The 24,401-nt window shown below is 35.3% G+C and carries 24 protein-coding genes; 19 read left to right on the top strand and 5 right to left on the bottom strand.

Annotated features, from left to right (window positions below):
* Positions 1-64: 64 nt before the first annotated feature.
* Positions 65-394 (bottom strand): helix-turn-helix domain-containing protein, encoded by a 330-nt coding sequence (locus tag B0M43_RS19195; RefSeq protein ID WP_078007782.1) that lies wholly within the window; start codon positions 392-394, stop codon positions 65-67.
* Positions 395-668: 274 nt separating this feature from the next.
* On the opposite strand from B0M43_RS19195, the gene B0M43_RS19190 reads away from it, so the two are divergent.
* The 16 genes from B0M43_RS19190 (at position 669) to B0M43_RS19115 (ending at position 16,931) form a co-directional block, all read left to right on the top strand.
* A complete protein-coding gene (locus B0M43_RS19190) occupies positions 669-1,412 on the top strand; it encodes an SDR family oxidoreductase (protein ID WP_078007781.1) in 744 nt (247 codons plus the stop codon).
* 306 nt (positions 1,413-1,718) lie between these two features.
* A complete protein-coding gene (locus tag B0M43_RS19185; RefSeq protein WP_078007780.1) occupies positions 1,719-4,178 on the top strand; it encodes a hypothetical protein in 2,460 nt (819 codons plus the stop codon).
* Between the two features lie 365 nt (positions 4,179-4,543).
* Positions 4,544-5,116: a Crp/Fnr family transcriptional regulator gene (locus B0M43_RS19180; RefSeq protein WP_078007779.1), complete on the top strand. Its 573-nt coding sequence runs from the start codon at positions 4,544-4,546 to the stop codon at positions 5,114-5,116.
* Positions 5,117-5,535: 419 nt separating this feature from the next.
* The gene (locus B0M43_RS19175; RefSeq protein WP_078007778.1) at positions 5,536-6,075 is read left to right on the top strand and encodes a YceI family protein; all 540 of its coding nucleotides are present in this window, start codon (positions 5,536-5,538) and stop codon (positions 6,073-6,075) included.
* A 4-nt stretch (positions 6,076-6,079) separates the two neighbouring features.
* Positions 6,080-6,298 (top strand): 4-oxalocrotonate tautomerase family protein, encoded by a 219-nt coding sequence (locus B0M43_RS19170; protein WP_055095205.1) that lies wholly within the window; start codon positions 6,080-6,082, stop codon positions 6,296-6,298.
* A gap of 5 nt (positions 6,299-6,303) precedes the next feature.
* The gene (locus B0M43_RS19165; RefSeq protein WP_078007777.1) at positions 6,304-7,035 is read left to right on the top strand and encodes an SDR family NAD(P)-dependent oxidoreductase; all 732 of its coding nucleotides are present in this window, start codon (positions 6,304-6,306) and stop codon (positions 7,033-7,035) included.
* Positions 7,036-7,039: 4 nt separating this feature from the next.
* On the top strand, positions 7,040-7,489 hold the full coding sequence (locus B0M43_RS19160; RefSeq protein ID WP_078007776.1) for a nuclear transport factor 2 family protein: 450 nt from the start codon (positions 7,040-7,042) through the stop codon (positions 7,487-7,489).
* Positions 7,490-7,506: 17 nt separating this feature from the next.
* A complete protein-coding gene (locus tag B0M43_RS19155) occupies positions 7,507-8,592 on the top strand; it encodes a nitronate monooxygenase family protein (protein ID WP_078007775.1) in 1,086 nt (361 codons plus the stop codon).
* A 657-nt stretch (positions 8,593-9,249) separates the two neighbouring features.
* Positions 9,250-10,545: an epoxide hydrolase family protein gene (locus tag B0M43_RS19150; RefSeq protein WP_078007774.1), complete on the top strand. Its 1,296-nt coding sequence runs from the start codon at positions 9,250-9,252 to the stop codon at positions 10,543-10,545.
* A 268-nt stretch (positions 10,546-10,813) separates the two neighbouring features.
* On the top strand, positions 10,814-11,215 hold the full coding sequence (locus B0M43_RS19145) for a cupin domain-containing protein (RefSeq protein WP_078007773.1): 402 nt from the start codon (positions 10,814-10,816) through the stop codon (positions 11,213-11,215).
* A 136-nt stretch (positions 11,216-11,351) separates the two neighbouring features.
* A complete protein-coding gene (locus tag B0M43_RS19140; RefSeq protein ID WP_168199963.1) occupies positions 11,352-12,365 on the top strand; it encodes an alpha/beta fold hydrolase in 1,014 nt (337 codons plus the stop codon).
* Positions 12,366-12,708: 343 nt separating this feature from the next.
* Complete coding sequence (locus tag B0M43_RS19135; protein WP_078007772.1) at positions 12,709-13,116, top strand: organic hydroperoxide resistance protein; 408 nt, start codon at positions 12,709-12,711, stop codon at positions 13,114-13,116.
* 64 nt (positions 13,117-13,180) lie between these two features.
* The gene (locus B0M43_RS19130; RefSeq protein ID WP_078007771.1) at positions 13,181-13,951 is read left to right on the top strand and encodes a thioredoxin family protein; all 771 of its coding nucleotides are present in this window, start codon (positions 13,181-13,183) and stop codon (positions 13,949-13,951) included.
* A 399-nt stretch (positions 13,952-14,350) separates the two neighbouring features.
* Positions 14,351-14,755, top strand: coding sequence for a hypothetical protein (locus tag B0M43_RS19125; protein WP_078007770.1), 405 nt, complete (start codon positions 14,351-14,353; stop codon positions 14,753-14,755).
* 411 nt (positions 14,756-15,166) lie between these two features.
* Positions 15,167-16,183, top strand: a complete 1,017-nt coding sequence (locus B0M43_RS19120) for a sensor histidine kinase (protein ID WP_078007769.1) — start codon at positions 15,167-15,169, stop codon at positions 16,181-16,183.
* Positions 16,164-16,931, top strand: coding sequence for a LytTR family DNA-binding domain-containing protein (locus B0M43_RS19115; RefSeq protein ID WP_078007768.1), 768 nt, complete (start codon positions 16,164-16,166; stop codon positions 16,929-16,931). Before B0M43_RS19120 ends, B0M43_RS19115 begins: the two co-directional genes overlap by 20 nt.
* Positions 16,932-17,075: 144 nt before the next feature.
* Here the strand turns inward: B0M43_RS19115 and B0M43_RS19110 are convergent, their stop codons facing one another.
* The 3 genes from B0M43_RS19110 to B0M43_RS19100 all read right to left on the bottom strand — a co-directional run bounded on the left by B0M43_RS19110 (position 17,076) and on the right by B0M43_RS19100 (position 19,436).
* Complete coding sequence (locus B0M43_RS19110; RefSeq protein WP_078007767.1) at positions 17,076-17,876, bottom strand: thioredoxin family protein; 801 nt, start codon at positions 17,874-17,876, stop codon at positions 17,076-17,078.
* 130 nt (positions 17,877-18,006) lie between these two features.
* Positions 18,007-18,396, bottom strand: a complete 390-nt coding sequence (locus tag B0M43_RS19105; protein ID WP_078007766.1) for a DoxX family protein — start codon at positions 18,394-18,396, stop codon at positions 18,007-18,009.
* Between the two features lie 200 nt (positions 18,397-18,596).
* On the bottom strand, positions 18,597-19,436 hold the full coding sequence (locus tag B0M43_RS19100; protein ID WP_078007765.1) for an AraC family transcriptional regulator: 840 nt from the start codon (positions 19,434-19,436) through the stop codon (positions 18,597-18,599).
* Between the two features lie 93 nt (positions 19,437-19,529).
* Here B0M43_RS19100 and B0M43_RS19095 point away from each other — a divergent pair, with 93 nt between their 5' ends.
* The 3 genes from B0M43_RS19095 (at position 19,530) to B0M43_RS19085 (ending at position 22,639) form a co-directional block, all read left to right on the top strand.
* Entirely contained in the window at positions 19,530-20,525 is a 996-nt protein-coding gene (locus B0M43_RS19095) for a hypothetical protein (protein ID WP_078007764.1), read from the top strand.
* A gap of 246 nt (positions 20,526-20,771) precedes the next feature.
* The gene (locus tag B0M43_RS19090; RefSeq protein ID WP_078007763.1) at positions 20,772-21,353 is read left to right on the top strand and encodes a TetR/AcrR family transcriptional regulator; all 582 of its coding nucleotides are present in this window, start codon (positions 20,772-20,774) and stop codon (positions 21,351-21,353) included.
* Positions 21,354-21,412: 59 nt separating this feature from the next.
* Entirely contained in the window at positions 21,413-22,639 is a 1,227-nt protein-coding gene (locus B0M43_RS19085; RefSeq protein WP_078007762.1) for an MFS transporter, read from the top strand.
* 388 nt (positions 22,640-23,027) lie between these two features.
* Here the strand turns inward: B0M43_RS19085 and B0M43_RS19080 are convergent, their stop codons facing one another.
* Positions 23,028-24,143: a PepSY domain-containing protein gene (locus B0M43_RS19080; protein ID WP_078008017.1), complete on the bottom strand. Its 1,116-nt coding sequence runs from the start codon at positions 24,141-24,143 to the stop codon at positions 23,028-23,030.
* Positions 24,144-24,401: the final 258 nt, after the last annotated feature.

Here is a 24,401-nt window from a genome sequence, read left to right as displayed (position 1 = left end):
GGCTTCCCAATTGGAATTTGGAATTTATTTTTTGGAATTTTAATTTTAAATTTATTTTTCAACTTTATTTTTTAATGTGTTTCCTATGCGCTATTCCCCAATTGATCATTTCGGTTATAATGGGGCCAAAGGATTGGCAATAAGGTGTCGATTCATAAAGAATAGCCACTTTTGCATCACGGTCTTCAGTTCTTTTTACGAGATTATTCAGTTCCATATCCTTCAATTCTTTCGAAAGCATTCTTGACGTAATTCCCGGAATACTTTGCTGAATTTCTTTAAATCGATGGTTTCCGTTACAGATAGAATTGATGATCGGCAATTTCCATTTCCCTCCCAAAACATACAAAGTATCCTGAAGCGCCTGAACTTCTTCTTTCTGATTTCTTTCCATAACAATTTTTAGACGAATATATAAAAACATTTTTTTTCACCATATAAGTGATATAAGAAATTATAAGAGAATCGTGGATTGTTTTTAAACAATATAAATGATATAAGAAATTATAAGCACTTACTTTTTTAACGTTCCAAATTTAAATGAACTTACATTACTTATATGGTGGAAAAAAGATAAAAAAAACACCTAGGTATACTCCATGATACCACTGAAAAAGCAATATGTTTTCCCCTTTAAATTTGTACCATTAATTTAAACAAATAAAAAAATGGACGATTTTAAAAATAAAGTAGCCGTAATTACAGGCGGAAACAGCGGTATAGGTTACGCAACAGCCAAACACTTAAAAGAACAGGGCGCAACGGTAATCATTACAGGAAGAAGAAAAGAAGCAATCGAAAAAGCAGCTTTAGATTTGGGAGTAACCGCTATTGTTGCGGATCAATCCAGTGTTTCGGACATCGAAAAGCTGGCTTCAAAAGTAAAAGAAGATTTTGGTCAAGTTGATATTTTATTCATAAACGCAGGAATTACCAATAAAGGAATAATTGAAGAAGCAACCGAAGCTTTATTTGACAGTATCATGAATATCAATTTTAGAGGTGCTTATTTCAACTTAAGTAAATTTATCCCAATTTTGAAAAATGGCGCCTCAGTAGTATTTCTTTCTTCAAATACAGCAAATATGAGTTATGCTGGAACTTCGATATATTCTTCCAGTAAAACGGCTCTAAATTCAGTTATGAAAATTGCAGCTTTAGAATTGGCTCCGCGAAAAATTAGAGTAAATTCTGTTAGTCCTGGTCCGACAGAAACAGAAATAATGAAAAAAATGGGTCTGGATGAAGAAACAGTAAAAACAATGATGGATGCCATTGTAGACAACATTCCCCTAAAACAAATGGGAACCTCAGAAGACGTTGCCAAAATGGTTGCTTACCTGAGCAGCGACGCAGCAAAATTCATTACCGGAGCCGATTTTATTATGGATGGCGGGATGGTTTTAGCTTAAGATTTCTTATTAGGGACAAAGGAACAAAGCAACAAAGGGGCAAAGGTTCAGAGGGGCAAAGGTTAAATGATTTTTTCTAATGTCATCCTGAGCGAAGTCGAAGAGCTTCCCAATTGAAATTTGGATTTTATTTTTTAAAATTTAAAATTTTAGTTACTTTTTTGGTTTCATTTTACAATTTGAAACAAACGAAAAGCCTCATTACTAGATTTATAATTCCCGTAAACTTAATTTTATCACAATAATTTTTACGGGATATCGATAAAAATGATTTTTCAATAAATAGTAATCTAAATTTTTTAATTTATGAAAAAGGCTTTTCTAATAATTGTACTTTGTATTAGTTCAATTTTTTTCTCATGCAAGAAAGATAAGGATAAGAATCAGGCAGCTTCAAAAACAGTTCAATCCGCTGTTTCTGATTCAATTACAGATGATGGGTGGCCGCGTGAAACAGCAAACAATGGCACAAAACTGGTTTATTACCAACCACAGGTCGACGATTGGAAAGACTATAAAGAAATTACGGCAAGACTTGCCTTTTCACTGACTCCAAAAGACGGCAAACAAGTACTGGGTGTGGCTTCTTTAAAGGCAGAGACATTAGTAGACAAAGATAACCGCAACGTATTATTTAAAAATGTTCAGGTAACCGATGTGCGATTTCCGGCACTTGATGAAAAAAAAGTTCCTGAAATGGAAAAACTTTTCAAAGAAACATTGCCCAAAGGCGGTGATCCTATTTCGGTAGATCGTATTTTGGCAGATTTAAACCAGACCAAAAGCCCTTCAAAAGGCATTGCAGGCAAGAACGATCCGCCTGCCATTTTTTACAGTACAAATCCGGCAGTTTTGCTTATTGTACAAGGAGAGCCCGTTTTAGTTCCGGTAGAAAAAACAGATATTCAATACGTAGTCAATACCAACTGGGATTTGTTTTTTGATAAAACAACAAAGGACTACTTTTTGCTGGCAGATAATGTTTGGGTTACTTCGAAAACACTTGACGGAAAATGGGTAAAAACCACACAACTGCCTTCCGGTTTAAGTAATCTTCCGTCAGGTCAAAATTTTGATGATTTAAAAAATGCGATTCCGCCGCCATCTGGAGGTACCGCCCCACAGATTTTCTACAGCAGCAAACCGGCAGAATTAATTGCCATAAACGGAACCCCAAAATTTATTAAAATAGACGGAACCAAACTTTTATACATCGACAATACCGAAAATGATATTTTTGCCAACGAAGGCGACGGACAATATTATGTTTTGTTATCCGGAAGATGGTTTAAGTCTGCAGCACTAACTGGGCCGTGGACATATGGCGGAAATAACCTGCCGGCTGATTTTGCCAAAATTCCTAAAGATTCGCCAAGGGCCAACGTATTAGCATCTGTACCGGGAACGCAGGAAGCCAAAGATGCCGTAATGCTGGCTCAGGTTCCTACCACAGCCATTATAAACAAAGCCGATGCCGAAGCAAAAGCCAAAGTAACCTACGACGGAACACCTCAGTTTAAACCTATCGAAGGTACCAAAATGCAATATGCGAGCAATACTCAGGATAAGGTCATAAAAGTAGGCGATTTGTATTATTTGTGTTTTCAGGCAGTTTGGTTCATGTCTACAAGCCCAAACGGACCTTGGAAAACAGCAGATTCTGTTCCTAAAGAAATTTATACCATTCCGCCAAGTTCACCTGTTTATAATGTCACCTATGTTACCCAAACAACAACCGATACCACGGTAGAAAGCAGCACAACTGCCGGTTATTTGGGCGCTTTTATTATTGGAGCTACAGTAGGTGCTATATTAACTTATGGTACAGGATATTACTATCCGCCATATGTATATTACGGAGGTTTATACCCAATTTATCGTCCTTGGCCTTATACGTATGGAGGCGGTGCAGTGTACAATCCCTGGACAGGTGGCTGGGCTGCCGGAAGAAGCGTATACGGACCTTATGGTGCGGCAGGAACTTCGGCATGGTACAATCCTGCAACAGGAAGATATGGACGTTCGGCAAGTGTACAAGGCTGGTACGGAGGTCGTACAGCAGCAAGTACCTATAATCCCTGGACAGGAAATTACGCCAGAACCAATCAGGGTCATAATGCCTATGCACAATGGGGACATTCTGCTGCCACAAATGGGCGTCAGTGGGTAGAATCAGGACATGTTACTACAAGGCGTGGTACTGCAATTGGTTACGAAACCTCCGGAGGTCAAAAAGGCGTAATTACACATCACAGAGGCGGAGGGACAACCATTCATACTAACAATAATGTGTATGCCGGACACGACGGACATGTCTATAAAAAAGACGCTAACGGAAACTGGAGTCACTATAACAATGGCAACGGAGGCTGGACACAAGCCGGAAAACTTGGTTCATCAAAAAATCCGGGTTCAGCCATAGAGCGCAATAAACCGAATGAGAATATTGGCGGAGCAACGCGAGCCGGTGATAGAATTCAAAATAAAAATTTACCTAAACAAGACCAAAATCTGGGCGGTGGAAATCGTTTAGGAGATGGAGTTCAGCATGATAATTTTCCAAAGGCCAATCAAACTCTGGGCCAACGAGAAAAACCACTGGGAGAACCAGGTCGTTCTGATATTACAAATGATCTCGATCGCTCAGCATTATCCAGAGATCGTGGAGAATCGCAAACCCGTAATTTTCAAAATTTCCAAAGAGAAGGAAACCGTCTAGGCGGTGGTAATTTAAGAGGCGGAGGCGGATTTAGAGGCAGAAGATAAGTTTGCTAAAAGCTAATAATAAAAAATCAGGAACGATATTTACAATATTGTTTCCTGATTTTTTATTTATGACAAAAAGATAATCATCGTTAAAAAAAAACTTAGTATCTCTGAATCTTAGCGCCTTAGCAACTAATTTTATTAGGAGCTATTTCCTGCTTTCCGTTTCAATCTTTTTATTTTCTAAAGAAAAAAATAAAAAGGATTTCCACTTCAATCAGGGCTAGGCATCCGTTTTCATTAGAAATTATAGACGACTCTGATTTTAAAAGAAAAAAAACTCAGAACCTTAGTACCTCAGAACCTTAGCAACTTTAAAGAAAATCCTTTGTACCTTTGTCACTCAGAACCTTTGCCACTTTTTTATGGAATCCAAAGAAATCCTCCAACAACACATTGCCAAAACCGCTTCGCTAACAGACGAAGAATTTGATTATTTCTTTTCACATTTTAAACCGTTATCATTCAAAAAAGGACAAACTATTATTAGTGCCGGAGACAAAGTTGATTGCGAATATTTTGTAATTTCAGGTTGTTTGAAAGCTTTTTTTATCAATGATGAAATCAAAATGTATATCCTGCAATTCGCCATGCCCACCTGGTGGACATCAGATTATAGTGCTTTATACAATCAAACCCCCGCAACCATAAATGTAGATTGTATCTCCGATGTCGAATTGCTTTGTCTTTCCAACAGCGACCGCGAAAAATTGTGTGCTGAATTTCATCAAATCGAACATTTTTTCCGTTGGAGAACCAACAAAGGATATATCGCTTCGCAAAAACGACTTTTATCTTTTATGAATAACAATGTCAAAACCCGTTACGAAGAACTTCTGGCATTATATCCAGAACTTTACAATTTAGTTCCCAAACACTTAATTGCGGCTTATTTAGGCGTTTCAAGAGAAACCCTAAGTAGATTATATAATTCATAAAGTTTTTTTAACTACAGATTATAAAGATTAAAGTGATTTTTTAATTTCCAATTTTTCTCATAGTTGTCATCTCGACCGAAGAGAGAGATCACACTAGAGATTCCACAATCAAAATCGCAATCTTTGTCGAGCTTCTCGCGTGTCCTTCGACTTCGCTCAGGATGACAAAAATGAGAATCAAAAAAACTTAGAAACAAAAAACTTTGCGTCTCTGCTCCCGATAACCATCGGGATTGCGAGATTAAAAAATATTCACCTGCTTTTATCCGCCCAAATCTTTTTAAATCATCGCGAAACAAAACCTTTGCACCTCTGAACCTTTGCCTCTTTGCACCTCAAAAAAAAGATTGTGATCTACATCACGTAACCAATTTCCATACTCGCCGTTCCTTTGTACTGTACTTTTAAATACAATAAAAATGGAAACAACAAATTTTAATATCGTAGGCGCAAACAGCAACATCGATTGGACCGGCAGAAAAGTTACCGGTGCACATAATGGTACAATTGGTATCAAAGAAGGTCATTTTATTTTGAATGACGGAAAAATAAACGGCGGAAATATTGTCATCAATACCGCCTCAATAAAAATTCTGGATGTTACAGATCCGGATACAAATGCACAATTTGCAGGGCATCTGGCTTCGGATGATTTTTTCTCTATCGAAAAATTTCCAACTGCAAGATTTGAGATTCTTTCTGCAAAAGAAATTTCAAATGGTAAATATTATCTTGAAGGAAATCTTACGATAAAAGACATCACACATCGTACAGGTTTTGAAACTGAAGTAGAAAGTACTAACAATACACTTTCACTTACTGGTAAATTGGTTATTGATCGTACCAAATACGATATCAAATTCCGTTCAGGAAACTTCTTCAAAGATTTAGGCGATACATTAATCTACAACGACTTTGATTTAGATTTTACTATCACAGCCGAAGTATCTAAAAACTAAGACCATGCCTTACGTAAAAATCGAATTGACCCGCGAAGGTGTTACCCGCGAGCAAAAACAGGAATTAATAAGCGGAATCACCAACCTGATTACCGATGTATTAAACAAAGATCCGCATTTAACTCACGTAGTTATTCAGGAAATCGAACTCGACGATTGGGGTTACGCAGGAGATCAGGTATCTGTATTAAGAGAAAAAGGCATAACAGCCGATAAAAAATAAATATCATGAAAAAACAAACGATAATCGTTACCGGAGCAGCTTCCGGTATCGGAAAAGGAATCGCTAAATACTTTTTGGACAGAGGCGATAATGTTGTCATCAATTCGTTAAATCCAACAGCATTAGAAAGTGCTTACAACGAATTTGGAGCAGGAGACAATGTGGCAATGTTTGCCGGAGATGTAAGTAAAAAACAAACCGGAGAACAATTGGTGAAAATTGCTTTAGAAAAATTTGGATCTGTAGATGTATTGGTTAACAATGCCGGAATCTTCGACAGCAAACCATTCTTAGAAGTTGACGAAGCTTATCTGGATAAATTTTTGACCACCAACCTAAAAGGAACTTATTTCACCACACAATCAGTTATTCCGCAAATGCTGAAACAACAAGATGGTGTTGTAATAAATATTGGAACTCCTTTGGTCAACCACGGATTGGGCGGATGGCCTGCTTCGGCTCCCGTGTCAAGTAAAGGTGCTATCCACGCCTTGACGATTCAGTTAGCAGCCGAATTTGGTAAACAAAACATTCGTGTAAATACGATTGCACCAGGCGTTATTCGCACACCAATGCACGGAGACAAATCAGATCAAAGTGCCGGATTGCATCTTTTAAACCGAGTAGGAGAAGTCGATGACGTAGCCGAAATGGTATATACCGTTGCAAAAAGCAGTTTTATTACCGGTGCAATCATCAATGTTGATGGCGGTAAAGGGGCAGGACACAACTTATAATTAAATGAAAACTATTTTATTAATTGCTTTTATGCTCTGCACATTGCAGGGCATAAAAGCTCAAAATAACATTAAAATGGAAAATCAGGCCGAAGTATCAGCGATTACTGATGCATTAGAAAATTATTATTTTAAAGGAATTTACGAAGGCGACGAAAGACGTTTAGGAAGTATCTTTCATGAAAGCGCTCTACTCTTTGGAGATATAAAAGGACAGCCTTATTTTAAAACGGTAGATCTTTATCTTGATGGCGTAAAAAACAGACAAAGTCCTAAAGATTCAGGAAAACCTTTCAAAGGAGAAATCTTGAAGATTAATGTAGTAAATTCAATAGCTACAGCTGAAATTAATGTTAAAATGTACGACTTTAATTATCGCGATTTTTTATCTTTCCATAAGATTAACGGAAAATGGCTTATCGTCAATAAAATGTTGACAGATACAAGCGAATAACTTTAAATAAAATAGCAATGTGGTACAATACAAAAGCTACGGAATTATTAGGGATTGATTATCCTATAATGCAGGGACCATTTGGCGGAAATTTATCAACTGTAGCATTAACCGCTGCGGTATCAAATGCCGGCGGACTTGGCGGATATGGTGCTTATACAATGTCGCCTCAGGAAATTTTTGAGGCGGACAAACAATTAAAAGCAGCAACCAATAAACCATATAACATTAATCTTTGGGTTTCGGATCATGATATTCCGCAATCTGGTTTGTCAGACGAGCAATATGATAAAACTGCAACATTATTTAAACCTTATTTTGATGAAGTTGGCATTCCGTTACCGGAAAAGCCGGCTCCGTTTCAGTCCAGGTTTGAAAATCAGCTGGAGATAATTTTAGATATAAAACCAAAAGTTTTCAGTTTTATGTTTGGGGCACTTTCTGCCGATGTTTTAGAACAATGCAAAAGATCAGGAATCGTAACCGTTGGCGCGGCAACGACTTTAGACGAAGCTATTTTTCTCGAAAGTACCGGCGTAGATATGATTATTGCCTCAGGTTTTGAAGCAGGAGGACACCGACCTTCGTTTTTGGCTTCCGCCGAATCATCCTTAACAGGTACTTTTGTATTACTACAGCTCATTCGCGAAAAAGTAAAAACTCCCATTATCGCTGCAGGAGGAATTGCAAACGGAAAAGGCGTCGCTGCAGCTTTAGCTTTAGGTGCCAGTGCGGCGCAGATAGGAACTGCATTTCTGGCTTGTGACGAATCGAACGCATTACCCATTCATAGAGAAATGTTATTCTCTGATGCAGCAAAATACACTACTTTATCACGTGCGTACACAGGACGTTTAGGCCGCGGATTAACCAGCAGGGTTGCAAAAGAAATTTCAGGAAAAGAAAAAGATGTGCTGCCGTTTCCTTTGCAGACGACTCTAATATCACCCTTACGAAAAGCAGCTCTTGAGCAACAAAAATGGGATATGATTTTATTTTGGGGCGGACAAATAGCACCGATTTTAAAGCACAAAAAAGCCAAAGAACTGATGCATTCACTTATAGAAGAAACGAATGCTTATTTTGATGATTTAAAAGGATAATCATTAAGTGTATATTGACCAAAGCCTGATTTTATAGATTGGGCTTTTTTTATGCGTTATTGTTTTTTAAACACATAGAGACATAGATTTGGAATGCGTAAAAAAGGGCGTTTCACTTTAAATAGTATCGCATAGTTTGCCCAAAAATGCGCAGACTAACTTTGAATATATACATTTATAAGAGTTTTAAACAGTTGGTTTAAAACCTTGACAAAGGATTAGGAGTTTTAGTTTTCCAGATAATGACCGCAATCTTGTCATTTCGACGCGAGGAGAAATCCTCGCAAAAAACTCGCCAAAGATGGTGACATAGTAAAACAGAAAATCTATGTGTTTAAATGAATTACATAATGCAAAATCCAATAGGTCTTTAAAGCCTGTAGGATTTAGAAATGCTGTAAACACAAACTTGTCAGACATAGCCCGTGGTTTCAACCACGGGCTATGTTTGAAGAAAGAAATTAAATTAGGTTACAATTGCTCCTAAAAAACATCATAGAATTCAATTTGATACTATCACCCTAAAACCTTCAACTTCCTCAATGTCCGTTTCGGGTTCGACTTCGTCCGTTTAGACTATTTACTGATTTTAAATCGCTTGTTATTGAGATACTTTTGACAAAGAAATTAATCACAATAACAAAATTTATAATCAAAATGGAAACAATTAAAACAAACAAACGCAGCTTCCTACACGCCATTGCTACAGGAACATTTATGCTGATTGCGGCAACAAGCTTCGGACAAAAAAAGCAAATTAAAGTAGATTCAGAAGCAATTCGTCCGTATCATATTAGTATTTCGAAAGAGGCTTTGACAGATCTTCGTAATCGTGTAAACGCTACAAGATGGCCGGATAAAGAAACCGTTACAGATCAGTCACAAGGCGTTAAATTACAACAAATTCAGAGTCTTGTAAAATATTGGGGAACTACTTACGACTGGCGTAAAACAGAAGTGAAACTAAATGCATTGCCTCAATTTGTTACCAATATCGACGGATTAGACATTCAGTTCATTCACATTAAATCCAAACATAAAAATGCATTGCCATTGGTAATTACGCACGGTTGGCCGGGATCTTTCTTTGAACTTTTGAAAGTAATTGGCCCCTTAACAGATCCTACTGCTTATGGAGGAAAAGCCGAAGACGCTTTTGATCTTGTAATTCCTTCAATGCCGGGTTATGGTTTTTCTGAAAAGCCAACAGGAACAGGTTGGGGACCGGAAAAAATAGGTAATGCGTGGGATATTTTAATGAAGCGTTTGGGTTATAAAAATTATGTATCGCAAGGCGGTGATTGGGGTTCTGTAATTGCAGATGCCATGGCGCGCCAGGCTCCAGAAGGATTATTGGGAATTCACGTAAATATGCCGGCAACAGTTCCCGCTGATATTGCGAAGGCTTTAAAAGATGGAGATCCAGCTCCTGAAGGATTATCGGCTAAAGAAAAAGCTGCTTTTGTATCTCTTAATAAATTATATACAAGAGGTGGCGGATATGCCGCAATGATGGTAACACGCCCTCAGACTTTAGGTTATGGACTTACAGATTCTCCTGTTGGATTGGCTTCTTTTTTCTTAGATAAATTCAACGAATGGACCTATAGCGGAGGAAACGCAGAAAAATCACTTACAAAACATGAAATGCTGGATGATATCACCTTGTATTGGTTGACAAACACAGCTAACTCATCGGCACAATTGTATTGGGAAAATAATACAAACAACTTTAATGTGGTTGAACAGAAAACAAACGACATAAAAATTCCGGTTGCTGTAACTGTTTTCCCGGGAGAAATCTATCAGGCACCAAAAAGCTGGACAGAGAAAAGTTATAAAAACCTGATTTATTTTAATGAAGTATCAAAAGGAGGTCATTTTGCTTCCTGGGAAGAGCCACAACTTTTTACGGAAGAACTTCGTGCGGCTTTTAAATCATTGAGAAAATAACTAGAAATGGTTGTGTAGATTTATTTAAACACATAGAAACATAGATTTTATAATTTACAAGTTCTTTCTAAAAAATCAAGATTTTTAAACATAGTACAACTATGCGGCACTATTTAAAGTGAAACGCCCTTTCTTGATTCAGTAAAACTATGTTTCTATGTGTTTAAATCAAAAGCGAAGAATTATAAAGATTAAAAAATAAAATCTGCTCAATCTGCCAAATCTGCGAGAAAAATTATTTAACACACAATCTAAAAAAACAAACAAAATGAAAACAAATAAAATATACGCAATTATGATCGTAGGACTTATTGCACTATTCACTCCATCAAATGCTCAAGCACAACAAAGCGGCATAAAAAGAACCGATTTACAAAAACACGATTTAAGTATTGCGGGAAAAGAAACGGTTCAGGCCCGAATTGATTTTGATGCTCATACTTCGTTCGGTAAACACGCGCATCCGGGAGAAGAAATTATTTATGTATTAGAAGGTGCATTAGAATATCAGATTGAAGATGAAACACCAGTAACGTTAAAAGCTGGAGAAGTTCTTTTTATTCCGGCAGGAAAGTTTCACTCGGCAAAAAATCATACCAATACCAAAGCGTCTGAGTTAGCTACTTATATCGTCGAGAAAGGGAAACCAATTTTAGTGATGAAAAAATAAAATCTCAGGTTTAGGTTTGTCCGTTTCAGGTTTTACTTCGTCCGTTTCAACTATTTTCTGATTGTACAAGAATGGTTATCAGAATACTTTTGACGAAGAAATTAACTCATAATCAAAATATTAAAAAATAATAATCATGAAAACATTACACAACAAAAGTAGTTTCACCAATAGAGTAGCTTCTAAAATGCTTTTAATGGCAGCTTTATTTTTTACAATGACATTGGTAAATGCGCAATCAGAAAAACAAACAACGGCAAGTTCTCTTGGAACATTAAAACAAATTAATGCCGGATTATTGAACGTAGGGTATACAGAAGCAGGACCTTCAAACGGAACTCCGGTAATTTTGCTTCACGGATGGCCTTACGACATTCATAGTTACAATGAAGTGGTGCCTATTTTAGTTGCAAAAGGATACAGAGTTCTTACGCCTTATTTAAGAGGATCAGGAACAACGACTTTTCTTTCTAAAGATACTTTTAGAAACGGACAACAAGCAGCATTAGCAAGCGATATTATTGCTTTTATGGATGCACTAAAAATTGATAAAGCCACTATTGGCGGATTCGATTGGGGAGCAAGAACAGCAGTGGTGATGGCAGCGCTTTGGCCGGACCGCCTAAACGGATTGGTTTCGGTAAGCGGTTACCTTGTTGTAAATCTGGAAGCGAATTTAAAACCGTTACCTCCTCAAGCCGAATTAGGATGGTGGTATCAATACTATTTTGCTACCGAAAGAGGGAAACTCGGCTACAGCCAAAATACTTATGAGTTTAATAAACTGATCTGGAAAATTGCTTCTCCGTTATGGAATTTCGACAAAGTAACTTACGATCAAACCGCACAATCTTTTAATAATCCGGATCACGTAGCAATTGTTATTCATAATTACAGATGGAGACAATCTCTGGAACCTGGAGAATCTAAATACGATAGTTTGGAAAATAAATTGGCTACAAGACCAGCAATTAAAGTTCCGACTATTACGATAGGAAGCGATTTCGATGGTGCTAACATAGACGGAAAGGCTTACGCCAATAAATTCATCGGTAAATACGAACACAGAATATTTAAAGGAATAGGACACAACGTTCCGCAGGAAGATCCGAAAGCATTTGCTCAGGCGATTATTGATGTGGCTAAGTAAAGTTATTTAACCGCAAAAAGTTTTACCGCAAAGGGCGCAAGGATTTACGCAAAGTTCGCTAAGGTTTATTTTTAAATTAATGTTTAACCGCAAAGAGCGCAGGGATTTACGCAAAGTTCGCTAAGGTTTATTTTTAAAGCACACAAACTTTGCGCGCTTTGCGGTTAAACTTACCACAGAGAACACAAAGATTCACACAAAGTTACACAAAGCTTTGCGCTCTTAGCATTTTTTATAAAACCTTCAATATCAAAAAAAACTTTGCGCGCTTTGCGGTTAAATCATAAGGCATTCAAATTAAAATTTCAAATAATCTAAAGTCTAAAATCTTAAATCTAAAATTATGAAAAAAGTATTATACACAGGAAAAACACACACAACAGGCGGTCGTGAAGGAGCATCTCAAAGTTCAGATGATCAATTGAATATAAAACTGAGTTCACCGGGAACATCACGTCCGGGAACAAATCCGGAGCAGCTTTTTGCGGCGGGATGGTCGGCTTGTTTTATTGGGGCAATGGGAATCGCAGCTTCGAAATTAGGAATTAAGCTTCCGACAGCAACTGCTGTAGACGCTGAAGTCGATTTATGCGTAACAGAAGGAGAATATTCTTTGCAAGCACGTCTTAATGTGAGCCTTCCGGGAATAGATCCTGAAGTCGCAAAAGAACTGACAGCAATGGCGCACCAAACTTGTCCTTATTCTAAAGCGACAAAAGGAAATATTGATGTGACAACTAATATTATATAATCAATCAAACGAAAACCTCTTCTTCCGGAGAGGTTTTTTATTAGTAATATTTAAAACAGAAACCATGAAAAAAATAAAATTAATACCCGTTTTTATCACTTTAATGCTTCTTATTGGAATGACTTCTTCAGCACAAAATGCTGCAGATAAAAAAGAGCAAAAAGGTTTTGCCCTTTTAGAATTGTTTACATCCGAAGGCTGCTCGAGTTGTCCTCCGGCCGATGAATTGCTGGGAAAAATTCAGAATGAGTACAAAGACAGCAATTTATACGTTCTTGCTTATCACGTTGACTATTGGGACAAACAAGGCTGGAAAGATATTTTTAGCAATCCTGATTATACACAAAGACAATACGAGTATGCTAAATTCCTGGGTAAAGAACCAATCTACACGCCACAAGTAATCGTTAACGGAAAAGCTGATTATATTGGCTCGCAGGAAACGGTTATGAGAAATGGTATTAAAACAGCATTGTCTAAGCCCGCAGTCGCTGATCTCACATTAAAAGCAAGCGAAATTAATAACACTCTTTCTGTGAATTATACTGTAGAAGGAACATCAAAAAACAGTCGTTTATTGATTGCCATTGTTCAAAAATCTGCGAAAAATAATGTAAAAAGAGGGGAGAATGCCCATCGTATTTTATCGCACTATCAAATTGTGCATCATTTGCATACCGTAAATTTAAACAAAGACAGATCCGGAATTGCTATTATTCATTTGCCAAAAGGTTTTAATACGAATGAATGGGAAGTAATAGGTTTTGTTCAGGACAAAAACGACGGAATCATTTTAGGTGCGAATAAAGCAGCTTTTCAGGAGCCTTTATTATAAAGAAGAAAAAAATTACGAAGAAGCTCCAGTGGAGCGTCATATTTATAGAAAATAAAGGCATTTACAGTATATAAAAGCTCCATCGGAGCGACATACTTGATTTGGATTTTAAAAACCAGCCGGGAGATTTCTTCCGGTTTTGTTTTTTACATAGCAGATTTAATTTCGCGCAAAGACGCCAAGCCGCAAAGTTTAGCCCTTATTTTTCTTTGCGCCTCTGCTTCTTTGCGCGATTATTTCACAGAAATTCAAAAAAAAGCATAAAACTTCTTGAAGTTAATGGATGTCCAATTCAGGTTTTAAGTTGTCCGTTTGACCTTTTTTAGGCTTCTTGTTTTAAGCGCTACGGTATAAATTTGTTTAAAATTAAAACACTTTTAACTCTTAAATAATATCCTTATGAAACCAATATTATCTTTTTTAGCCGTAGCTTTTTTCTTTTTTTCTGTCCAATCTCATGCTCAAAAATATTCTAGTAATAGTTTAGATGAAGTGACACATTTTCAAAATAATCAAATGTTTGAAACTTTTGTATTTAAAAAATTTATGGTTACTGAAAATAACGGAGATTCAAAGTTAGATCGTTTTTCAAAAGATCTTCGCTCAGAATTATCCAGTCAAAAATGGAACACTATTTTAAATGGAAATGACCCTATTTCTACCAATGGTATTTTGATGATTAAAGTGATTGATAAAGACAAAATAAATCTCTTTGGAAATCCTTTGATGGGATTTACGGAGAAAAAATTAGTTTTTGATGAATCGGCTTTATTTAGTGATACAATATTGGTTTACAGTTTTTAAGGTTGCTAATATGCTCCTTTATAATTTTTATTTACGAACCTTTTAAGGGATTAGAATCCGTTTTCCAGTATTTATAATCGTCATTTTTGTCATTCTAGGGAACAAGGAATCTCCACTAGAAGCACGATAAAGATTGCACTTTATATTGCGAAGTTACTTGCGAAGATTCCTCTTTCCTCGGAATAACAAAAATGCGCAGAGCAACTTTAAACTTAAATCTTTAATAAATAAAATTATTAATTCAACTAAATTAAAATCAGATATTTTAGATGTATTATATAAAGTATTTAATTAATATAAATTAATAGAAAAAGCATAGTTTTCTAAATAATCAGGACACTATTTTTCGATATAGAATACTTCTAAAATATATTATCTTTGAAAAGCAAGACTAAAAAAACAAACACAAATATGGAAAAAGTAAAACGCTTTGAGGTTTCCCCTAAAGTCATTTGGGGAAGTTCTATAGCACTCGCAATTCTTGCTTCGATACCCAAATTATTTGATGGTGATTCGACACCCGGAGACATCATTATAAACTCTTCGATTACGTTGTTGTTTTCTGTTTTTATATGGTATTATAACATGTACAGTTTACCCAAATTTTCCTCGCAGCGCACCCATCAAAGTTTGTTCAACTGGAAACTTTTACTGAGTGTTGTCATGGGGATTGTGGTAATGGTGATTTTGGTAATCGGACATCAGGAACTTTTTCAAATATCAAAAATGGACGCTCCAATTATGTTTGAATTGCGTGGGGTTTTAATCAATTTGATTGTGTATATGTTCTTGCATTTGCTTTTTCAAAATTATCAAACCCAACAAATGGGCGTAGAGTTAGAGCGCACTAAAGCTGTTAATCTGGGCGCTCAGTATGAACTTTTAAAACAACAGGTCAATCCACATTTTTTGTTTAATAGTCTGAATACTTTAAAATCGATGGTTGATATTCAGGATCCACAGAGTTCTGATTTTATCCTGAAATTATCAGATTTTTATCGTTTTACGCTTGAAAGCAGGAAACTGGATTTGATTCCCTTACGAGAAGAACTTCAGATTTTGGATTCGTATGTTTATCTCTTAAAAGCCCGTTTCGAGGACGGATTTGTTTTAGAAAATAAAGTAGATCAAAGACAATATGATGCTGCTGTTCCGCCTTTTACGTTGCAATTATTAATAGAAAACTGCATCAAACACAATGTGGTTTCATTAGATAAACCTTTACACATTAAATTATATACCGAAGGAGATTTCCTGGTGATCGAAAATCAGATTCAGCTAAAAAGAGGCGTATTATCTACCGGAGTCGGACTGGATAATATCAATCAGCGGTTTTCGCATTTGATTCACAAAGAAATTGAAATTGATAAAAACGAAACTACTTTTAAAGTAAAAATACCCATGATTTATGACTATCGTAATAATTGAAGATGAAGTAAAAACGGCCAAAGCACTTGGCCAGCTTATATTGAGTATTAGGCCAGATGCCCAAATTTTGTCGTATATTCAAAGTATAGACGGTGCTGTGAGTTATTTATCAGAGAACGATCAGCCTGATCTTATTTTTATGGATATTCAACTGGCTGACGGATTGTGTTTTGAAATTTTTAAAAATGTCGAAGTTTTATCGCCTGTAATTTTCTGTACGGCATTTGATGATTATGCGATTGAAGCATTCAAATCAAACGGAATAGATTATGTCTTGAAGCCATTCTCAAGAGAAAGCATTGCTCAAGCGATTAAGAAAGCAGGAGAATTGAAGAATTTCTTTCAAAGAAATAAAAAAGCAATGCCTGATTTTGAGTACTTATTAACCAGAACAGGCGAGAATACTGGAAAGAGTAGTTTTTTGGTTTTTAAAAACAATAAATATCAAACCGTTCTAACAGAGAATATTGCGTTTTTTTATATTAAAAACGAAACGCCAACGATTATGACTTTCGATAAGGCTGAGTACCAAATTACACAATCTCTTGATGAGGTTCATAAGCTTTTATCGCCAACGCAATTCTTTAGAACCAATAGACAATATTTGGTCAATTTTTCAGCGATCAGAGAAGCAGAACATTATTTTTCACGCAAATTAATTCTCAAGTTAACTATTCCAACAGAAGAAAAATTACTGGTTGGTAAAGATAAAGCCACTGCATTTTTGAGTTGGTTAGAGAATAGATAATCTATGATTTAAAATGCCACAGATTACACAGATTAAAGTGATTAATCTTTTTAATTTGTCTAATCTGTGGCATAAAAAAATTCACTGATCATAAAAATAGATCAGTGAATATCTATTTAAATCCGTGCAATCCGTGGGCAATCCCTATTTCAAGTTAACTTTCGCTGTAGCGGAAATTTTCCCGTTCGAAGTATTTTGAATAAATCCAATTATTTCCCAGTCTTTTGTATTGAAATTTTTAGATTTTTCAATGGCAATATTTCCTTCTTTTTCATTTAAAACAAAACTTTTAAGCTGTCTCACAATCTGAACGTGATGCAAAGTATTTCCTTTATTTTCGCCACGTGCCACTTTCGAAATGGCTTCTTTTTGAATTGTGGCAATAAACAAATTGGTATTTTGCTTTAATACATCAGTTTTAAAATGAATTGCCAAAGAATCTTTCTCAGAACGAACACTAAGTTCCAGATTTGAAGTTTGTCGAATTGCCAAAGCATCAGAAATCTTTTTAGAAAGTGTAGTTTCATTATAACCCGCAAATTCTGTATTTCCGTTGATGATAAATTGAGGTGTGTACATGACATAAAGATTCAGCCATTTTTGATATTGTTGCTGACGAACGGTAAATTCATTTGAACTGAATTGATCTTTCCAACCCAAACGATCCCAATAATCAACGTGATACGCCAGGAAATAGATTTTTTGGTCTTTGTTTTCGATTTGTAGTTTAGCCATCAATTCATCGGCAGGTGGGCAGCTTGAACAACCTTCGGAAGTAAAAAGTTCTACAACAGCAAATCCTTTATTATTAGAAGTTTGTATTTCGATTTTCTCTGATTTTAACTTTCCTGATAGTTCTTCGTAACTATCAGGAAACATGAAACAGTTAAGAGAAAAAAGTACGGAAAGCGCAATCAGGGCGCTTATTAAAAGTGTATTTTTCATATGGTTTATTTGAGTGATTGTAAAAAGTAATCCCGAGACTTCGGGAGCAAGGTTTCTAATTGAAAAACTTTGAAACTTAGCTCCCGATAGCTATCGGAATTTTGAGATTAAAACAGTAAAACTTTAAAGCTTAATTGGGTAACGTATAAGTTGCTGTATGCAATTTTCTAAACATAATATAAGTCACACTCACCATTATAAAAGCAATAATAGCATCAGTAGTCACGGGAAAACCTAAAACGGCAAGTTTTGAAAAGAAAGCGAAAATGATATCAAAAAAGATTCCGGCAAATACCCATTCTTTCAATCGTAATAATTTGTTTGGGATTAATAACGTAATTACTCCGCCAACTTTCATTACGCCAAGTAAATAGATAAAATGTTCGGGATAACCCAATTGTTGTGTGATACCCCAAACAATAGGATTTGCAGTTAGTTCAAAAAAACCGCTTGCTCCAAACCATAAAGAAGTTAAAATGATTCCTGTCCAGTAAATAATTTTTGTTGTTTTTGTACTCATGATTTCTATTTTTTAAGTTGATTTATAGGACAAATTTGCGCTATAAGTCATCAATTTAAAATTGAAATTAGGTTGAAACAGACAATTTAAACTTTGAAGCAGACAATCTAAAAGCTGATATAATTTTGAAGTTTTAGTATTAAAGAAAATTTAGAAATAAGGATTCATAATCCCATTAAAACATGATGATTAGAACGAAGTTAATTCACCTGATTTTTTCTAAAAGCAGATGGAGTAGTACCTCTATGTTTTTTGAATATTTTGTTGAGATGGCTTTCATCATTAAAACCCAATTCGTTTGCAATTTCACCCACACGCAAATCACTATAAAGCAATCGGTTTTCGACCAGTTTTATTCGGTATTTTGAGATGTAATCCTGTAGCGTTTCATTGGCTTGTTTTTTAAAATACCTGCCGAGATACGTTTCTGAAATTCCAAATTTTTGGCTCATAACCGTTACACTCAGTTTTTCAGGTTCATAAATGTGAGTCTGAATGTATTCAAGAAGATGATGCGTTTTTCCGTCAGATTGTTTGTTGATGTTTTCCGGAAGATATTCAGAGATATTTCGGGCAATAATAACAATAAGTGTATTGATTAGTAACTGAATCAGTTCTGTATTGTATAAAGTGGGATTGTGATATTCATGCCTGATGGCTTCGATAACAGGATGCACCAGATTTTTGTCGGTAATTCTTTTTAAAATACAGCCCGGCTGATGATGGGCATGCTGTAATATGTATTCGAGTTTATAAAGATTATTGGATGTAAAAGGTCCGTTTTTGATATAAATATCTGTAAAACGTAACTGAAAAATAGTTGTTGGACTTGTAATTTCCAAAGAATGCGCATCCTGAGGCGTGATCAAAAAAAGATGTCCCGGTTCATAGGATAATCGATTTTCGTTGATGGTTTGTACACCGGTTCCGGAAACAATATAAAGCAATTCAAAGAAATTGTTGCCTACTTCGGTATGCAGGGATTCGTTTATTTCTTTAAAAACAACTTCGTACGGAAGATATAAATTGGTTTTTATCATAACAACATATTACTAAATTAACGAATGATATTACAATTGTAAAACGTATAAATCAGTATAATTTTGCTCAAAGTTAAATCAAATATTTTAATAATGGATAAAATCACAGACAAAACCACCCAACAACAACTTCAAAAACAAAAGATTACATTACCCATTGCGCCCGCATCCTTTTTTGCCATGACTTTAGGATTGGCAGAAACAGGAAACGCCTGGAGAAATGCCACTTCACTATGGAATTTACCTTCTTACATTGGCGAAGTTCTGGAAGGATTAGCCATAGTTTCTTTTTTATGGTGGCTCTTGCTCTACTGCAACAAATGGATTCAGCACAGAAAATTGGCGGTAACAGAATTCCACGATCCGGTACAATCGTCGTTTCTGGCTTTAATTCCCGAATCCATAATATTGATGGCCATTGCAGTTCACATTTATAGTTTGTCAATTGCTATTTCATTGTTTTGGATAGGTTCAATTTTAAATCTTATTTACGGAGCTTATAAACTTTCAGGCTTATGGACACAAGAACGTCAAACCGAACAGACAACACCTTCTTTATTCCTGACTTTTACCGCCAGCATTTTGGTTAATGCACTTGCAGCGGGATTATTAGGATATACCAATTACGGCTATGTACTTTTGGGCATTGGCACAATTTCCTGGCTCATTATGGATTCTGTTATTACACAGCAATTAACGATTGGCGGACTTGGAGCCAAAACCAGAAACTTTATGGGAATTTATATGGCACCGGCAGTAATTTTATTCGTAGCCTATCAGGTTTTGGCCGGAAAAAATTTAAGCATCCCAATTGTTTATGGTTTAATGGGATATGCTTTATTTGTATTTGTTGCCATAACTTTTGCCCTAAAATGGCTAAAAGAACAAGCTTTTGCACCGGGATATTGGGCGTACACGTTTGGGATAGCCACTTTATCGCAGGGACTTTCAATTTTTGCTTTAAAAACTACTGATTTTACGGTTTCTATATTGGCCATAATAATCTTTTGTATAATGAATATCGTGGTTTTAGGAGTTGCAATAGGATCAGTTAAATTGGTATTGAAAGGCAATTATTTTCCGAAATAAAAGATTTTTCAGTTTTAATTAAATTATCATTCAATACCAACTTTGTCAAAGTTTAAAACTTTGACAAAGTTAATAACACAAAGCATTTTAAAAATAAATCAGCGACAACCCGCATGATCCGTACAATCCGCGGGCGATTTTCTCAAAAATAAAAACTAGATAACTATCTCATAATTAAAATAAAAGTTAAAACATTTGCAAATAAAGACCGAACGGTCTAAATTTATTCCCTCAAATAAAAAGGCTATGAGTAAAGCAGAAAGAACCAGACAATTTATTATCGAAGCATCGGCTCCTATAATCAACAAAAAGGGGATGGCAGGAACTTCATTAAGCGATATCATGGAAGCTACTAAACTGGCAAAAGGCGGTATTTACGGAAATTTTGAGAACAAAGAAGAAATTTGCAAAGAATCATTTCTTTATCTCAGATCTCAATTGTCTACAAAATTGAATACAGCTGTAGCTGAAGGAAAATCGGCCAAAGAGAAACTGTTTAATTTATTGGATGTCTATGCCAATGACATTAATACGGCCGATGGCTGTCCGATTTTGAATTTTGGAACAGAAGCTGACGATACCAATCCTGCTATGAAGGAACAGGTAAAAAAAGCCATTCGTTCTGCTCAAAACAGATTTTTTATTATTGCTGAAGAAGGAATAAAAAATAAAGAATTATCATCAGATATTAATCCGGAACATTTTAGCATAAAAGTTTTTGCCATGATTGAAGGCGCTATTTTATGTAGAAAAATTTTAGGTAACGATGATCAGATGAAAATTATCCTGAACAGCATTAAAACCGAATTCGAAAACTATGTATTGTAGTTTTTTTTTGAACTTTTTTAGACCGATCGGTCTAATTTAAAACTAATTAATTTTAAAAAATGAGAACTTTAAAAGAAAATCATAAGGGCTTTAGTACCTTATTAGCCCTGTCCCTTATCCCGTTATCAGGTTTTGCCACAGATATTTATTTGCCTTCACTTCCTGCTATGGCAAAAGATTTGCACGTTTCAGCTGGAGCCATTCAGCTTTCGTTAGTCTTCTTTATGTTTAGCCTCGGCGTAAGCCAAATTTTTATAGGCAGTATATTAGACAGTTTCGGACGCTTTAAAATTAATATAGCTTCACTTGCCGTGTTTTCAGCCACCAGTTTTGTGATTGCTTTGGTGCCTGATATTTATGTGATTTATGCCATGCGAATCATTCAGGGAATTGTAATTGCCTTTATTGTCATAGCCAAACGAGCTTATTTCGTCGACCTTTATTCGGGCGAAAAGTTAAAGAGTTATATCAGTTTGTTTTCGATCATTTGGGCTTGTGCGCCTATTATGGCGCCGTTTCTTGGCGGATATTTAGAACATAGTTTTGGCTGGAGATCTAACTTTTATTTTCTTGGCGGATTATCGTTACTTTTTCTGGTTTTAGAGCTTTTATATAGCGGAGAATCTCTAAAATATTTTCATCCTTTTAAATTAAAAAACATTGCAGAAACCTATTCAGAAATGTTAAAATCCGGAGATTTTACTTTGGGCGTTTTGATTCTCGCAATTTGTTTTGGGCTTGTTGTCGTGTATAGTTTATCAAGTCCATTTATTGTAGAACGTGTATTAGGATATTCAGCCATTACAACCGGTTATAGTTCTTTATTGTCTGGTTTAGCGGTTATGACGGGCGGTATTATTGCCAAATCGCTTATTCATAAACCTTTGGCTAAAAAAGTCACTATTGCAGTTACCGTACAAGTGATTTTGGTATTGTTAATGATTTCTACCGCTTCTGTTACCAGCAATATTTATACACTAATTGGTTTTACAATGGGAATCAACGTTTGTGGTGGATTTATCTTTAACAATATTTACGGCTATTGTTTAAGCCGATTTTCTAAAAATGCCGGAGTAGCCAGCGGACTTACAGGCGGAGGAACTTATATGTTAAGCTCTTTATTCAGTTACGGATTTGTCAATTTATACGCCGTGAAAAGCCAGTTGCTATTAGGATTCGCTAATATTTCGCTAATCTTTATTGTGGTGATTGTTTTCATAATTTTCAACAGATACAGAGTACAGAATTTGGCAACTGTTCCTGTTAAAATGACTGCAATAAAATAAATATTGCAACAAACCTAATTCCGCTTAATTTAGATTCGGAATATTGAATTGTATTAAAAAGGATTTAAAGCTTAATCGTAAAAGCTTTAAATCCTTTTTTGTTGCGTACCTACGGCACACTAGCGAACTTGAAATTATATGTTCTACCAACATTTTGTGCCTAAAGGCACATTTTCATCTTGAATTATATTGATACAAATTCCATTATTCAAGTATTTAAGTATCTAAGCTTGTAAATAGTGCCGTTAGGCACAAAATGTTGGTAGAAACAAATAGGAATGAAATAACAACGTGCCGTAGGTACGTAATAATCATTCGTTGTGTTTAGTATTTATCAACATTTTGTTTTTAAAGGCAAATTTTAAATATAATAAAACAAATATAAAAATTAAGATTTCGCTGTTTTCTTCTTTTTCCCTAACCAGATTAATAATCCTGTAATAGGTAATGTTAAGGCGAAAAGAGAAACTAAAAACGCCAATATTTTGGTGGGTAAACCGTAAATACTTCCGGTATGAATAGGGTAGTTCAATCGTCTTATTTTATCTCCGGTAGAAAAATTTTCGTAAGGCCTGGCTTCAATTTCTTCGGCTGTGTATTTGTCAAAATAAGCGGCACTGGATTGATTGGGTATTGTTTTTTCTGAATATTCTTTTAAAACCAAAATACTATTAATACTATCGACCGGCATTCTGATTTGGATGTTTCCGGTATACGGAAAAATGCTGTCTGCTTTATTGTAGATACTTTGATAAAAAGCTGTGTGATTCAGTTTAGGATCTGTTTTTGTTGGGTTTTTTACTTTTGCAGAAGGTTTTTTTGTCGTTCCATCAGCCACAAAATAAACGCCGTTTTGAAACCAGCTAAAAGCAAAATTTAATCCGGTTAGTGAGATAAGTAATAAAATTAGAAAACTGTAAAATCCAAAAGTGGAATGGAAATCCCAATTGACTCTTTTAAAAGACGCGTTCCATTTTACAGTTAATCTTTGTTTTAGGTTTTTTATTTTCTTTGGCCACCATAAAACTAATCCGGAAATAAGCATAAAAACAAATATTAGGCAAGAAGTTCCCATGATTATTTTGCCGGTTTCTCCCAGTAATAATTGTCGGTGTATTTTTAAAACAAAAACAAAAAACCTTTTTTCCTGAGGAGTTGTTGCTAAAACTTTTCCGGTGTACGGATCAATAGAAAAAAATTGGGCTTTTTTATCTGAGTCTTTTCCTAAAATTTGCATCGTACGCGATGGATCATTATAGGTATATATACGTGTAATTTTTTTTATCGAATATTGTTTCTCCAGAATATCCGTACAATAGTCAATTGTTTTTTTGGTAGTTCCTATTGCAGCAACAGTATAATATTCAGGATGTATTGCTTTGTCAATTTCCTTCTCAAAAACTAAAATACTGCCTGTTAATGCAGCAATAAAAACAATCAAACCAGATCCAAGACCTAGCCATAAATGCAAAAGTCCAATGTTTTTTTTAAATCCTTTTTTCATATATGCTGTTTTACTAATCATTCTAATAGAATTGATTGGCAAATTTTATTAACGGTGTGTCGAATTGGTTTCTAATTCTAAAATTCTCGCACAAATTTATACTTATTTAGACTCAATATATACTATGTTGCAAAAAAAATATTTCTTTTTTTATTTAAAATAAAACAATCAGATTTTTAGTGTTTTTTAATGAAAATTAGAATTCAATTAGGGAATAAACGTTACGTTTTTTTGAGTTTTGATATCCATAAAAAAATC

Source organism: Flavobacterium sp. KBS0721, from assembly GCF_002007065.3.
GTDB classification, from domain to species: Bacteria; Bacteroidota; Bacteroidia; order Flavobacteriales; family Flavobacteriaceae; genus Flavobacterium; species Flavobacterium piscis.
Note: the sequence above shows the minus strand (reverse complement) of the source record. Positions and strands in the feature narration are given on the sequence as shown.

Bases quoted from the DNA above. Each gene is read 5' to 3' on its own strand.
- B0M43_RS19195 (WP_078007782.1), bottom strand. From the start codon at position 394: ATGGAAAGAAATCAGAAAGAAGAAGTTCAGGCGCTTCAGGATACTTTG.
- B0M43_RS19190 (WP_078007781.1), top strand. From the start codon at position 669: ATGGACGATTTTAAAAATAAAGTAGCCGTAATTACAGGCGGAAACAGC.
- B0M43_RS19185 (WP_078007780.1), top strand. From the start codon at position 1,719: ATGAAAAAGGCTTTTCTAATAATTGTACTTTGTATTAGTTCAATTTTT.
- B0M43_RS19180 (WP_078007779.1), top strand. From the start codon at position 4,544: ATGGAATCCAAAGAAATCCTCCAACAACACATTGCCAAAACCGCTTCG.
- B0M43_RS19175 (WP_078007778.1), top strand. From the start codon at position 5,536: ATGGAAACAACAAATTTTAATATCGTAGGCGCAAACAGCAACATCGAT.
- B0M43_RS19170 (WP_055095205.1), top strand. From the start codon at position 6,080: ATGCCTTACGTAAAAATCGAATTGACCCGCGAAGGTGTTACCCGCGAG.
- B0M43_RS19165 (WP_078007777.1), top strand. From the start codon at position 6,304: ATGAAAAAACAAACGATAATCGTTACCGGAGCAGCTTCCGGTATCGGA.
- B0M43_RS19160 (WP_078007776.1), top strand. From the start codon at position 7,040: ATGAAAACTATTTTATTAATTGCTTTTATGCTCTGCACATTGCAGGGC.
- B0M43_RS19155 (WP_078007775.1), top strand. From the start codon at position 7,507: ATGTGGTACAATACAAAAGCTACGGAATTATTAGGGATTGATTATCCT.
- B0M43_RS19150 (WP_078007774.1), top strand. From the start codon at position 9,250: ATGGAAACAATTAAAACAAACAAACGCAGCTTCCTACACGCCATTGCT.
- B0M43_RS19145 (WP_078007773.1), top strand. From the start codon at position 10,814: ATGAAAACAAATAAAATATACGCAATTATGATCGTAGGACTTATTGCA.
- B0M43_RS19140 (WP_168199963.1), top strand. From the start codon at position 11,352: ATGAAAACATTACACAACAAAAGTAGTTTCACCAATAGAGTAGCTTCT.
- B0M43_RS19135 (WP_078007772.1), top strand. From the start codon at position 12,709: ATGAAAAAAGTATTATACACAGGAAAAACACACACAACAGGCGGTCGT.
- B0M43_RS19130 (WP_078007771.1), top strand. From the start codon at position 13,181: ATGAAAAAAATAAAATTAATACCCGTTTTTATCACTTTAATGCTTCTT.
- B0M43_RS19125 (WP_078007770.1), top strand. From the start codon at position 14,351: ATGAAACCAATATTATCTTTTTTAGCCGTAGCTTTTTTCTTTTTTTCT.
- B0M43_RS19120 (WP_078007769.1), top strand. From the start codon at position 15,167: ATGGAAAAAGTAAAACGCTTTGAGGTTTCCCCTAAAGTCATTTGGGGA.
- B0M43_RS19115 (WP_078007768.1), top strand. From the start codon at position 16,164: ATGACTATCGTAATAATTGAAGATGAAGTAAAAACGGCCAAAGCACTT.
- B0M43_RS19110 (WP_078007767.1), bottom strand. From the start codon at position 17,876: ATGAAAAATACACTTTTAATAAGCGCCCTGATTGCGCTTTCCGTACTT.
- B0M43_RS19105 (WP_078007766.1), bottom strand. From the start codon at position 18,396: ATGAGTACAAAAACAACAAAAATTATTTACTGGACAGGAATCATTTTA.
- B0M43_RS19100 (WP_078007765.1), bottom strand. From the start codon at position 19,436: ATGATAAAAACCAATTTATATCTTCCGTACGAAGTTGTTTTTAAAGAA.
- B0M43_RS19095 (WP_078007764.1), top strand. From the start codon at position 19,530: ATGGATAAAATCACAGACAAAACCACCCAACAACAACTTCAAAAACAA.
- B0M43_RS19090 (WP_078007763.1), top strand. From the start codon at position 20,772: ATGAGTAAAGCAGAAAGAACCAGACAATTTATTATCGAAGCATCGGCT.
- B0M43_RS19085 (WP_078007762.1), top strand. From the start codon at position 21,413: ATGAGAACTTTAAAAGAAAATCATAAGGGCTTTAGTACCTTATTAGCC.
- B0M43_RS19080 (WP_078008017.1), bottom strand. From the start codon at position 24,143: ATGAAAAAAGGATTTAAAAAAAACATTGGACTTTTGCATTTATGGCTA.